Source organism: Bowdeniella nasicola (assembly GCF_900107735.1).
Lineage (GTDB): Bacteria > Actinomycetota > Actinomycetes > Actinomycetales > Actinomycetaceae > Bowdeniella > Bowdeniella massiliensis.
Window position 1 is genome coordinate 53,745 of the sequence record NZ_FNQV01000012.1, and the last position, 11,973, is coordinate 65,717.

Here is an 11,973-nt window from a genome sequence, read left to right on the forward strand (position 1 = left end):
GCTAGGACATCGCGACCGAAAAGAGCGCTCCGCCCGCCTCCACGTGTTCACCGGCTAGCCGCGTGATGTGGCGTGCCTCCCCCATCGCAACGACCGGGGTAATGGGAAGGAAGTTCCCAATCTTCGAGATATCCCAAGCGCACATCAGTTGGCCTTGTGCCAGCCTCGAGTCCTTGGCCACGTGCCAGGAAAACCCCCGCCCTTGCAGCGCAACGGTATCAAGTCCTAGGTGCACGAGAATCGGGGCACTCTCATCGGGTGTAGTGACACAGGCGTGCGGGTGCCAGGCAGTGATGATGCCAGCGATGGGTGCCACGACGGGGATCCGCTCGCGTTCCGGCCAAATCGCGACGCCGGGACCGAGGACCTGGCCGGAAAAGATGTCGTCCGGGACATCGGACAGGTCGACGACGTGCCCACCAAAGGGCGCTCTGACCGTGAGCTCAGCCGCCGAGCCAGCCATGTCCTAGTGCGATCCCAGGCGGTCGCGTACGCCGAGCGCTTCGCGCACGGTGTGGATCAGCGACGTGAGCCGCCCGTTGTCTGGCAAATCCTCCACGAGGATCGATGCGCCGGTGCCATCACCGAGCGGAATCTTCCAGTTGGGGTATTCCTGGTCCGTGCCGGGCTGGTTCTGCGTCCGACGCTCCCCCACCATGTCGGTAAGCGAGATTCCGAGGAGTTGGCTCGGCGTCAGCGTGATGTAGCGGTGCATCGCTTCGACGATCTCGCGTTCCGTGGGATCGTCGCCGATGAGCCCGTACTCACGCAGGCGGTTGAGCATGCGCTCGCGTTCCGCGAGTGCCTCCGCGCGGACCTGTTCCACCGGGTCGACGAGCAGGCCGAGGCGCTCTCGAACATCGACGTGCTCACCGGCGAGGTAACCTGCCGCGGGCGGCATGTCGTGGGTGTCGACGGTCGCGAGCGCCAGGTGACGGTAATCTTCGGGACGCTTCGGCAGCCCGTCCTCGCCGTACTCGAACCACATGACCGAGGTCCCAAAGATCCCGCGCTCCGTCAGGTAGTCGCGCACCCACGGCTCGACGGTCCCGAGATCCTCGCCGATGAGCGCGGCGCCGGCGCGGTGCGCCTCGAGCAGCAAGACCCCGATCATGGCCTCGTGATCGAAGCGAACATAGGTGCCGTCACCGGGCGATGCGCCCTGCGGAATCCACCAGAGGCGGAAGAACCCAATAATGTGGTCCACCCGGATCGCACCGGCGTGACGCAACACGGTGCGGAGCATGTCTCGTAGCGGTTCGTAGCCGCGCTCAGCGAGGGCATCGGGGCGCCACGGCGGCTGGGACCAGTTCTGGCCCTGCTGGTTGTACATGTCTGGCGGAGCGCCCACCTCGATGCCGCGCGCGAAGACATCTTGCAACGCCCACGCGTCGGCGCCTCCGGGATGCACACCGACCGCTAGGTCCTGCATGAGGCCGAGGCCCATCCCGGTGTCGATCGCGTCGGCTTGTGCGCGCTGCAGCTGCTGGTCGATGATCCACTGCAGCCAGCAGAAGTAATCGATCCGCTCGGCAAGCTCGATGCGCAGCAACCGGGTGCGCGGCGAGGACGGGTGGGAGACCGACTCCGGCCATTGCTCGCCGCGGTAGCGTTCCGCGAGTGCGCACCACAGGGCGAAGTCCTCCAGGCCCTGGCCCATCTCGCTGCGGAAGCGCTCGAATTCGCGGCGCCGGGCGGGCGACAGCCCGTGCGCGTAGATGACGGCGAGGGCTTGGCTCTTTGCTCGCCAGGACGCATCGCGATCGATGGGCTCGGGCGAGTCGTTATCGCCTTCAACCTCCTGCTGCGCCCAGCGGACAAGAGATCGCTGCGGGCCGGTGAGGTAGGCAACCTCCTCGATGTCCTCGGGCCGGATGTAGAGCGGAGAGACGAAGCGGCGCGACGTCGGCAGATAGGGCGAGGGCGTGATGGGCGGGAACATCTCGGCCGCATGCAGCGGGTTGATGAGAAGGAAGTCGGCTCCCATCGAACCGAAGAACGAACCGAGCTCGGCTAGATCGCGTGCATCGCCCATCCCCCACGAGTCCTTGGAACGCACCGAATACAGCTGGGCCATCGTGCCCCAGCCGCGGCCCGTGGCAAGCGTGGGCTCGGCCAGCCGCTCCGGAGTGACCGCGAGCGGCGCCCGAGTCGTCGACCCATCATCAAGCGTGGCCACCACCGTGTGCCAGCCCAGCGGAAGGTTGCTCGGCAGCACGAAGGTTGCCTGCCCCGTCAGCACCCCGTCCACCTCACGCGGCTCGACCCAGTGGTCCTTTTGCCCCAGCTGCCAGCTCCCGCCGCCTTCCAAGACGACGGAAACCTCGACGCTGCGCCCGTGCGGAAGGTGGACCGGCACGTCGTGTTCGTGGCCTTCGCGCACGACGAGGCAGGCCGGTAGCAGGCGGCGCCAGGGGGCGAGATCGACGTCGGCGATCGCCTGGTGCACATCCTCATCGGTGGTGAGCTGAAAGCCGAGCGCGGCGAGCACTCGAATGAGCGTCTCATCGGATACCTGGCGATGGGCGCCGTGAAAGTCCCAGAATTCGGTGGCGACCCCGTTGAGGTCGGCGAGGTGACGAAGGGCGTCGGAGTTGTCGATGCTCATGAGGTTCCCACCTGTGAGGTTTCGCGAGTGAACGGTCGGCATAAAAACCGCCCCGCGACAAGCGGGACGGCCCGGATTTCAATCCTATTCTTCGGCCATCATGCCATTGATGTTCTCGGCGATCGCCTCGGCTTCGGGGCCGACGACGACCTGGACCACGTGGCCGGATCGCACTACGCCATAGACGCCGTCGATCCGCAAGCCCTCTTCACTGACGGCCTCTGGGTCCTTGACCTGGACGCGCAGTCGCGTGATGCACGACTCCAGCTCCTCGATGTTGTCCTTGCCTCCGAGTCCGGCCAGAATTTCAGCTGCGTTGCTCATGTCACCCATCTCATTTCTTGCGTTCCGACTCCGTAACTATCCTCACACCAGTATCGCACTAACCGCGGGCTTCGGCGATGCTACCGGCTGAGCAAGTTGGCACAATGGAAATCGGACCGAGGAGGTTTTCCATGACAGGCGTACACGAAGCTGATCGCGATAAGCATGTCCGTACCCGCTACCACGGCATCGGGGTCAGCCCCGGCCGCGCCGTCGGCCCGATCGCACGCGTCTTTCCCCGGGTGAGCGAGCCTCGCGCTCGATTCCTCCCTCCCGAGCGCCACGCCGACGCCGAGGTCGAGCGCATCTATGAAGCGGCCAAGCAGACGGCCGAGAACCTCTCGCTGCGCGCCCAGCTCGCCGCGGGTCAAGCCGCCGAGGTATTGACGACGGCCGCGCAAATCGCTGAAGACCCCGTGCTGTTAGAGGGCGCGAGCGATCTTGTGCGCTCACGCCAGCTCGTTCCCACCCGCGCGGTATGGGAGGCCGCGGGCTCGCTCGCTGACCAGCTCCGAGAAATGGGCGGTTACCTCGCTGAGCGCGCGCTCGATGTCTACGACGTGCGCGACCGCATCATTGCGCGCCTCATCGGCCGTCCCGCGCCGGGCCTTCCCACTCCGGATCGGGAACACATCCTGTGGGCCTCCGATCTCGCGCCCTCTGATGCTGCCCAATTGGACGCCGCAAAGGTGCTCGGCATCGTCCTGCAGGAGGGTGGCCCCACCTCGCACACCGCGATCGTCGCCCGCGAACTCGGAATTCCGGCCGTCGTCGCGGCGCAGTCATCGAGCGCACTGAAGGACGGCGATATCGTCCTGATCAACGGCGCCGCGGGCACCGTCACGCTCGACCCCACCGAGGAGCAGATCGCAGCCGCACAGCAACAGATCGTGCGCCGCGAGTTTTCCGGCACGGGCCAGCTCGCCGACGGCCACCACGTTCCGCTGCTCGCCAATATTTCGGACGCGGCTGGTGCCCGCGCCGCTCGCGAGATGAAGGCCGAAGGCATCGGGCTGTTGCGTACCGAGCTGTGGTTCCTCGGCTATCCCGAAGAGCCCTCCGTCGCCGATCAGGTCGAAAAGTTCACGGACGTCTTCACCGCTGCCCCAAACGGGCGAATCGTCGTGCGCACCCTCGACGCGGGCTCCGATAAGCCCATGCCGTTCCTCCCCATGGGCCACGAAGCGAACCCCGCCCTCGGGGTTCGCGGCTACCGCATGGTCCGAAAGTTCCCCGACGTTCTCACGCGCCAACTCGATGCGATTGCGCAGGCGCAGCGTGCCACCGGAGCTGACGTGCACGTCATGGCTCCGATGATCTCCACGGTGAGCGAAGCCTCCGATTTCGTCGACGCCTGCCGCGCCCGGGGCCTGAACCACGCCGGCATCATGGTCGAGGTCCCCTCCTCCGCGCTGCGGGCGGGCCAGATCCTCGCGAGCGCCGACTTCGCCTCCATCGGCACGAACGACCTCAGCCAATACACGATGGGCGCCGACCGCCTCCAGGGCGTGCTCGCTGACCTCGCTGACCCGTGGCATCCGGCAGTCCTCGATCTCATCAAGCTGACGTGCGCCGGGGGCGCGCAGCAAGATCGTCCCGTCGGTGTCTGCGGCGAGGCCGCCGCCGACCCTGCGCTCGCGATCGTCCTCGTCGGGCTGGGCGTTTCGACGCTGTCCATGACACCGCGCTCCATCCCCGATGTCGCCGCAGCTCTCGGGGCCGTCACGCTTGCCGAAGCACGTGAGGCCGCGGGTATCGCGCTCGCCGCGTCGGGAGCGCGCAGCGCCCGCCAAGCGGTGCGTGACCGCCTCGATGCCCTAACCGAACTCGGATTGTGAGGAGCTATGGACGATATGCCAATCCCGCTGCAACCCACGCCCGATGGCGTACCCGATCCCATGAACGGCGTTCTGCCGATCCCGCAGCCCGATGTGGAGCCGCTGTCCCACGTCCTTGCCGCCCTGGACCTCACGCGCCTCGACGAGACGACCTTTGCCGCGCCCTCGCTGCCGTTCTTCCTGGGACGTATCTACGGCGGTCAGGTCCTGTCCCAAGCCATGATGGCGGCGGGCCGCACGACACCCGACGACGGCGACGGGCCGCGCCAGCTGCACTCCTGCCACGGCTACTTCCTGCGCCCCGGAACGATCGATTCTGCTCTCGAATTCCGGGTGGAGCTCCTGCACGATGGCCGGTCGTTCTCGACGCGTCGCGTCCACGCGATCCAGCATGGCAAGCCAATCTTGTCGGTCATCGCTTCGTTCCAGGAAAGCCAGCGCGGCCGCGAGCATCAGGATGTCGCGCCCCGGGTCTTCACTCCCGACATGCTTCCAAGCGCGATGGAACTCTTCGCGGCAAATCCCGATCCAACAGCGCAGTTCTTGGCCCGCACTGGCGCCTTCGATATCCGACACGTCGCCGGCAATATGTTCATCCACCCCGCGCCGACTCGCGATGCGACCCAGTGCGTATGGATGCGGGCGCGCTCGGCCCTGCCCGAGGGCGCGAGCCAGCTGTTGCATCGAGCCCTGCTGATCTACGCGTGTGACCAGGTCATGCTGGAGCCCGTACTGCGCCGCCACGGCTTGTCCTGGCAACACCCGGGCATTTCGGTCGCGTCGCTCGATCACTCCATGTGGTGGCACCGCGATATCGATGTCTCGGACTGGTTCGTCTTCGAGCAGCACTCGCCGTCAGCACAGTGCGGCAGAGGCCTGGGAACCGCCAAGATCTTCGATAAGACCGGGGCTCTCGTGGCCTCTGCCGCCCAAGAAGGTATGGTGCGCGTGCCGGAGGATAACGAGGTTTAGCCGCGCCGGAAGGACAGCGGCGTATCGGCGATTCGGCCGAGCTGCTCGCGTTCCGTATCCGTAATCCGGCGCGGTTTCATCGATTGCGTGTCCATGAGGACCACGACGGTGCGCGCCTGGACCGCAACCGAGCCGTCCTCGGCGGGAATCGTGTAATCGATGTCGACCGAAGCACCTCCCATGCGCGAGACCCAGGTCCGCACCGGGATCGGGGTATCGGGGTACATCACGGGCTTGAGGTATTCGATTTCCTGGCGCGCGATGAACGTCGCGGACGATCCACCGAGGCCGAAGGACCCATCGGAGTTATCGAGGCCCTGGCCATGCCAGAACACCGCGATACGGACCTCTTCTAAGAGCGTGAGCATCGCAGCGTTGTTCACGTGCCCATAGGCGTCAAGGTCGGCCCAGCGCACCTTGATCGGAACGTCAATGGCTGTCATGACTTGTCCTAGTTTCGGGTGAGCTTGCGGTAGGTCATGGCCGGCGGGCGCGCTGCCTCCGGGCCAAGGCGCTCGACCTTGTTCTTCTCGTAGGCCTCGAAGTTACCTTCAAACCAGTACCACTTGGTCGGGTCTTCATCCGTTCCCTCATAGGCCAGGATGTGGGTGGCGACGCGGTCCAAGAACCAGCGATCGTGGGTGATGACCACGGCACAGCCGGGGAACTGGAGCAACGCGTTTTCGAGCGATCCGAGGGTCTCCACGTCGAGGTCGTTCGTCGGCTCATCAAGCAGCAACAGATTTCCACCCTGCTTGAGCGTCAGCGCCAGGTTCAACCGGTTGCGCTCACCACCGGAGAGAACCCCAGCGGGCTTTTGCTGATCCGGGCCCTTGAAACCGAAAGCCGAGACGTATGCGCGAGACGGCATTTCGACCTGGCCGACCTGGATGAAGTCGAGTCCATCGGAGACGACCTCCCACAGGGTCTTGTTCGGATCGATGCCGGCACGCGTCTGGTCGACGTAGGACAGCTTGACGGTCTCGCCGATCTTCAGCTCGCCATCATCGAGCGGCTCCAGGCCAACGATCGTCTTGAACAGCGTCGTCTTACCGACACCGTTGGGGCCGATGATGCCGACGATGCCGTTGCGCGGCAACGAGAACGACAGGTTGTCGATCAGGGCGCGATCCCCGAAGCCCTTCTTGAGGTTCTTCGCCTCCAACACCAAGTTGCCCAGGCGCGGGCCGGGCGGAATCTGGATTTCTTCGAAGTCGAGCTTGCGAGTGCGCTCGGCCTCGGCCGCCATCTCCTCGTAGCGCTGCAGACGCGCCTTCGACTTGGCCTGGCGGCCCTTAGCGTTCTGGCGGACCCACTCCAATTCTTCCTTCAGGCGCTTCGCAAGCTTCGCGTCCTTCTTGCCCTGGATCTGCAGGCGTTCCTGCTTCTTTTCCAGGTAGGTGGAGTAGTTGCCCTCATAGGGGTAGAGCCGGCCGCGATCAACTTCCGCGATCCATTCAGCGACGTGATCCAGGAAGTAGCGATCGTGGGTGACAGCGATGATGGCGCCGGGGTACTTAGCCAGGTGCTGCTCGAGCCACAGCACGGACTCAGCATCTAGGTGGTTAGTGGGCTCGTCAAGAAGCAGCAGGTCCGGCTCCTCTAGGAGGAGTTTGCACAGCGCGACGCGGCGGCGCTCACCACCGGAGAGCACGGAGACATCGGCATCGCCCGGGGGCAGCTTGAGGGCGTCCATCGCCTGGTTGAGCTGCGAGTCCAGATCCCACGCGTCGGCGGCATCGATCTCGGTTTGCAGCTTGCCCATCTCTTCCATGAGCGCATCGAAGTCCGCATCTGGATTGGCCATTTCTTCACCGATCTCGTTGAATCGGTTGATCTTGGCCAGGATGTCGCCGACGGCTTCTTCCACGTTGCCGCGGACGTCTTTTTCTTCGTTCAGCGGGGGTTCCTGCAGCAGGATTCCGACGCTGTAGCCCGGTGAGAGTCGTGCCTCGCCGTTGGAGGGCTGCTCGAGCCCGGCCATGATCTTCAGGATCGTCGACTTACCGGCACCGTTTGGGCCGACCATGCCGATCTTGGCGCCGGGCAAAAATGCCATGGTGACGTCATCGAGGATGACTTTGTCACCGTGCGCCTTGCGGGCCTTGACCATCGAGTAGATGTATTCCGCCACTGTTCTCCCCACGGGTTGATGCTTGCTGCCGGTGAGCCGGCCTTGGACCAGACTAAGACATGGCGGGCGCCAATCTCATCTTTCTTCCCGCGAGCAAAACGTGAGATGTGCCGGGCCGGTGGCCGGCCCGGCACACCGAATTAGACAGCTTCGCGCAGCTCCTGGTCGTCATCGGGGTAGGGAACGGTGGTGTCCATGACTTCAAGGGGCGGGCGGACCTCCTTTTCGGGTTCGTCTCGCCTGACGCGAGTGAAGCGGGCGGTGCCCGTCGTCAGGTCGATTCCGACGTGGGATGCGATGACGACGACCTGGGTACGGTCTTGGCCGGCTTGATTGGTCCAGGACTCGGTTTCGACGCGACCGCGCACGAGCACGGGATCACCTTTGCCGAGTGAATTGAGGACGTTGTCCGCCAATTGGCCGAAGCACTTGACGGTGAACCACTGGGTTTCGGAGGTGAACTCACCGTCGGGGCCTTTGCGACGCATGGAGTGGGCGACGCGGAGTTTGACGAGGTTGGCCGTCGTGACGGCCGTGATCTTTTCGGGGTGGGCACCAAGGTTGCCCTTGAGTGTGACATCCATGGAGTTCATGATGGTCATCCTTCCTACCTGCGGGTGCGGGTAGGACTCACTGTGGGCCAGAAGCGCCCTCGGGGCGCCTGCCGCGTTGACATCCTCGGGGCGAAGTGGGCGCTGTGCGGGGCTGTGGATAGCGGCGGCGAGCTATCGCAGCTGGGAGCGGAGCTCTTCGTGATCGGCCAGGACAGCGACCGTGGGCTCCACGAGTTTCGTCTTGACGACGGTGCCGACGGCCTCGAGTACGGAATCGTAGTAGTCTCGCGGGGCCTGCTTGGCGCGCGACGTGCGACGCATCGAGGCGAAGCCGACGAGGAGGAGGCCGCCCGCGGCTATGCCGAGGCCGATGAGCCAGCTCGCCGAGATGAGGTTCATCAGGGCAAGGACGAGGAAGACGACCCCAAGGGTCGCGAGGATGAAACCGACCAGCGTCGCCACGCGCGTGGCGGTATCGCGCAGCGGCGGGCGAGGCACGGCGGCGACGGCCTCGTGGACGTCATCGGCAAGTTCTTGCACGCCCGGCATGGCGGCGTCGATGCGGTCGGCCCAGACTTCGGGCAGGTCAGCTTGGGCGCGCATGGCCCACGTCGAGCCGACGGCGGCGACTGTGGCGTAGGACGGTGACTGGCTCGGCGGGACGGAGGCATCGCGCGGGTGGGCGATCGCGTGTTCGAGAGCGTCGATGACGGCGTCGACACCGCAGGCCGTGACGAGTTCACGCGAGGTGTCGTCGACGAGTTCGGGGGTGACCGCGGAGTCCGTTTCGGACAGCTTGTTGTGCAGCGTGGCGACGACGGCGTCGAGCTCGGCGCTGGCGGTGCGCTCAACCATCGAGGGTTCGGCGTTGGCAATCGCGAGCAGGCGGCGCAGCTCCTCGATGCCTTCGCCCGTCGCGGCCGAGGTAGCGATGACGGGCACGCCCGCGAGGCCGTCGAGTTCGAGCACGCCGGCGAGATCGGCGAGGAGGGTATCGCGGCGGGCCTCGGGCACGCGGTCGATGTGGTTCATGACGACGACCATGGCGTCGGCGCGGCGACGCATCTTGGCGAGGTAGCGCGAATGCAGGATGTGGTCGGCGTATTTTTGCGGGTCGACGACCCACACGAGCACGTCGACGAGTGGCAGCAGGCGATCGACGAGTCCGGAGTGGGCGTCCTTGACCGAGTCGTGGTCCGGCAGGTCGAGCAGGACGAGGCCATCGAGGGCCTTTTCGTGCGCGCGCTCCAGCTCCGTGGTGCGTGAGGTGACGCGCTCGGGTTCGATCGCGAGGTAGGTGGTCAACGTGCTGGCAGGCTCTCCCCAGGTGAAGGCCGTCGCGGCTTCCGTCGTGGGTCGCAGCGCGCCGGCGTCGGCGAGGTCCGTGCCCGTCAGGGCGTTAAAGAGCGAGGATTTGCCGGAGCCGGTGCCGCCAATGAGGGCGGCGACGACGTGGCCGCCCGCGATCTGGCGCCGGTTTTGGATGGCGAGGATCTCCGAATGTGCGCGGTCGATCTCCTCGGTGTCCCAGGGGCGGGCGTCGGCGGCAAGGGCCTGCTCGATCCGCGCGATCCGGCCGTCAAGGTCTAACTGCATCGAGGTACCTTCCCAATTCCGAGACCCGCAGCCGCAGGCCTGTCACAACCTTTCGGCTATGGCCCGCCGTGCCGCCGAGCGCGCTGTGGTACGGGCTCGCGGACTGGGTGACGACTTCGGAGCACATGGCCGTCAGGACCTCGCGACCCTGTTCAATCGCCGCGGGTCCGATGAGCCGGGTGATGACCTGTCCGGCGCCGCGTACTCCCCCGACCGCAGCGGCCAGCAGGTGGGCGGTGCCGGAGGCGGAGAGCACGTTCTCCCGCACGTGCGGGGCGACGATTGCATCGAGTTCTTGCCCCCACGCCGTAAGGACGCGGTCCGCTTCCTCACGCGCTTCGGCCGTCGTGACGTGCGGGATATCGCTCATGAGGACCTCGGCGCCGCAGTGCGTCTCGCGCCACTGTTCGCCGATCTGGGCCGGGACATCGTGAATAGCGTCCGCAAGGACGGTGCGCATCGCGGCGTGAATGTCGAGCCCGAGCGCTTCGGCGGCAGCATTGCGGCGTGCCAGGCGACGGCCCCCTATGCCGGGTTTCACGTTCGCGAAGTTCTCGGTCAGCAGGTCGGACAGTGGGCCGGAGGAGGCGGCCGAGGTGAGCCAACGCGTCGTCGGCGCGCCGACCGCGGCGCTGCCGGAGCGCAGCGCGGTGGTGAGGTCGACGGCCGTTGCCGAGGCGTTGTCGTCGGCAATATCGGCGAGGTTGTCGAGCGCGTGCGCCTGGCGGACGTAGACGCGCGTGAGTTCTTCCAGGTTCTCGCGCAGCGCGCCCCACGCGCCGCGTGTCGTACGCGCGATGATGCCGCGGCCTTGCTCGCCTTCGGTGGCGAGGGTGAGCCATTCGCGTAGTTCCGCAACGGAGTCATCGGGCAAGAGCCCCTCGTGCGGGCCCACGTCTCCGATGATGAACAGCGGGACATCTCCGAGGCCCGCCTCGGTGAGGCGGTTCATGAGGTCGGCGCGCACGTCGGCAAGGATCTTTTGGGGCACGCGGTTAAAGACGATGGCGAGCTGCAGGCCGCGCTGGTGCGCGTGCTGCAGGTTGTGCCACGGGATCGCATCGCCATAGCGCGCGGCCGTCGTGACAAACAGCCATAGGTCGGCGGCTTCGAGCAATTCCGCCGCTGCCTTGCGGTTCGCATCGTCAAAGGAATCGAGGTCCGGGGCGTCGATGAGCGCGAGACCCTCCGGCAGCCGTTCGTGCGCCACCGTCGTCGTGAGTTCGGCGAGCGGAACATGAGCGATCGAGGTTTCGGGGTGGTGAGCGAGGACCGCTTGGCGCGTCGTCGGGCGCAGCACGCTAGCTTCGGAGACTTCTTGCCCGAGGATCGAATTCATGAGAGTCGATTTTCCCGCCCCCGTGGATCCGCCAAGGACCGCGACGACGGGGATGTTTTTGCCGCCAGCGCGAGGCAGCAGATGGGCGTCGATCTGGGTCAGCACCCGGGTGCGAAGGATCTCCGCGTCATCGATATAGGGAGCGGATAACACGAACGGAGCGGAGGCAAGATCGTCGTGGATCGCGCTGAGCAATCCCGGCAGTGCGGCTACCTCAGGCAGATCGGCGCCACCGCTCGGTTGAGTCACGTGTCCCTCCAGACGTCAAGATAGTCCTCATTATTCCAGTTCTTGCCCAATTAGCGCGGTGTGACCCGCCCGGAGCGAATTCCGCGCGAGCGGGCTCGACCGATAGACTTGGATTACGCCTCCGTAGCTCAATGGATAGAGCACCGGCCTTCTAATCCGTAGGTTGCAGGTTCGAGTCCTGCCGGGGGCACCACCGCGGCCTTCTCGCCTTCCGCGCGCTATTTCGCAGCGAAAAGTCGATCGAAGCGATTGTCCGAACAGAGGTTCACGCCCGCCAAGCACGAGTAGCCCCTGACCAAACAGCTGGGTTGTGGGAACGTGCCTTTCGACGACGTTCCCGCAACCCAGCTTTCGTGACG

The 11,973-nt window shown here is 65.7% G+C and carries 10 protein-coding genes and 1 tRNA gene; 3 read left to right on the top strand and 8 right to left on the bottom strand.

The genetic code is table 11. The features are described from left to right. Window position 1 precedes the first annotated feature (1 nt). The 3 genes from BLU67_RS09590 to BLU67_RS09600 all read right to left on the bottom strand — a co-directional run bounded on the left by BLU67_RS09590 (window position 2) and on the right by BLU67_RS09600 (window position 2,932). On the bottom strand, window positions 2-463 hold the full coding sequence (locus BLU67_RS09590; RefSeq protein WP_092565385.1) for a PTS sugar transporter subunit IIA: 462 nt from the start codon (window positions 461-463) through the stop codon (window positions 2-4). Window positions 464-466: 3 nt separating this feature from the next. After that, complete coding sequence (malQ, locus tag BLU67_RS09595) at window positions 467-2,608, bottom strand: 4-alpha-glucanotransferase (RefSeq protein WP_092565387.1); 2,142 nt, start codon at window positions 2,606-2,608, stop codon at window positions 467-469. 84 nt (window positions 2,609-2,692) lie between these two features. Continuing rightward, window positions 2,693-2,932, bottom strand: a complete 240-nt coding sequence (locus tag BLU67_RS09600) for a PTS sugar transporter subunit IIB (protein ID WP_092565389.1) — start codon at window positions 2,930-2,932, stop codon at window positions 2,693-2,695. A 131-nt stretch (window positions 2,933-3,063) separates the two neighbouring features. On the opposite strand from BLU67_RS09600, the gene ptsP reads away from it, so the two are divergent. Then, entirely contained in the window at window positions 3,064-4,770 is a 1,707-nt protein-coding gene (ptsP, locus tag BLU67_RS09605) for a phosphoenolpyruvate--protein phosphotransferase (RefSeq protein ID WP_092565391.1), read from the top strand. Between the two features lie 6 nt (window positions 4,771-4,776). Further along, entirely contained in the window at window positions 4,777-5,742 is a 966-nt protein-coding gene (locus BLU67_RS09610) for an acyl-CoA thioesterase (RefSeq protein WP_222842455.1), read from the top strand. Here the strand turns inward: BLU67_RS09610 and BLU67_RS09615 are convergent. From BLU67_RS09615 to BLU67_RS09635, 5 genes are all read right to left on the bottom strand, one after another. Beyond that, window positions 5,739-6,185, bottom strand: a complete 447-nt coding sequence (locus BLU67_RS09615; protein WP_092565393.1) for an acyl-CoA thioesterase — start codon at window positions 6,183-6,185, stop codon at window positions 5,739-5,741. The genes BLU67_RS09610 and BLU67_RS09615 overlap by 4 nt on opposite strands. Before the next feature lie 8 nt (window positions 6,186-6,193). Then, complete coding sequence (gene ettA / locus BLU67_RS09620) at window positions 6,194-7,876, bottom strand: energy-dependent translational throttle protein EttA (protein ID WP_092565395.1); 1,683 nt, start codon at window positions 7,874-7,876, stop codon at window positions 6,194-6,196. A gap of 140 nt (window positions 7,877-8,016) precedes the next feature. Then, a complete protein-coding gene (locus BLU67_RS09625; RefSeq protein WP_176780769.1) occupies window positions 8,017-8,469 on the bottom strand; it encodes a single-stranded DNA-binding protein in 453 nt (150 codons plus the stop codon). Window positions 8,470-8,601: 132 nt separating this feature from the next. Continuing rightward, window positions 8,602-10,026 carry a GTPase gene (locus tag BLU67_RS09630; RefSeq protein WP_092565399.1) on the bottom strand — a complete coding sequence of 475 codons (1,425 nt, stop codon included), beginning with the start codon at window positions 10,024-10,026 and terminating at the stop codon, window positions 8,602-8,604. Next, on the bottom strand, window positions 10,010-11,614 hold the full coding sequence (locus BLU67_RS09635) for a GTPase (RefSeq protein WP_092565401.1): 1,605 nt from the start codon (window positions 11,612-11,614) through the stop codon (window positions 10,010-10,012). The genes BLU67_RS09630 and BLU67_RS09635 overlap by 17 nt, the downstream gene beginning before the upstream one ends. 117 nt (window positions 11,615-11,731) lie before the next feature. Between BLU67_RS09635 and BLU67_RS09640 the strand changes: the two genes are divergently transcribed. Then, window positions 11,732-11,807, top strand: a tRNA-Arg gene (locus BLU67_RS09640). The last annotated feature ends 166 nt before the right edge of the window (window positions 11,808-11,973 follow it).

Excerpts from the sequence above, each read along its gene's own strand:
- BLU67_RS09590 (WP_092565385.1), bottom strand. The coding sequence starts at position 463 with ATGGCTGGCTCGGCGGCTGAGCTCACGGTCAGAGCGCCCTTTGGTGGG.
- malQ (WP_092565387.1), bottom strand. The coding sequence starts at position 2,608 with ATGAGCATCGACAACTCCGACGCCCTTCGTCACCTCGCCGACCTCAAC.
- BLU67_RS09600 (WP_092565389.1), bottom strand. The coding sequence starts at position 2,932 with ATGAGCAACGCAGCTGAAATTCTGGCCGGACTCGGAGGCAAGGACAAC.
- ptsP (WP_092565391.1), top strand. The coding sequence starts at position 3,064 with ATGACAGGCGTACACGAAGCTGATCGCGATAAGCATGTCCGTACCCGC.
- BLU67_RS09610 (WP_222842455.1), top strand. The coding sequence starts at position 4,777 with ATGGACGATATGCCAATCCCGCTGCAACCCACGCCCGATGGCGTACCC.
- BLU67_RS09615 (WP_092565393.1), bottom strand. The coding sequence starts at position 6,185 with ATGACAGCCATTGACGTTCCGATCAAGGTGCGCTGGGCCGACCTTGAC.
- BLU67_RS09625 (WP_176780769.1), bottom strand. The coding sequence starts at position 8,469 with ATGAACTCCATGGATGTCACACTCAAGGGCAACCTTGGTGCCCACCCC.
- BLU67_RS09630 (WP_092565399.1), bottom strand. The coding sequence starts at position 10,026 with ATGCAGTTAGACCTTGACGGCCGGATCGCGCGGATCGAGCAGGCCCTT.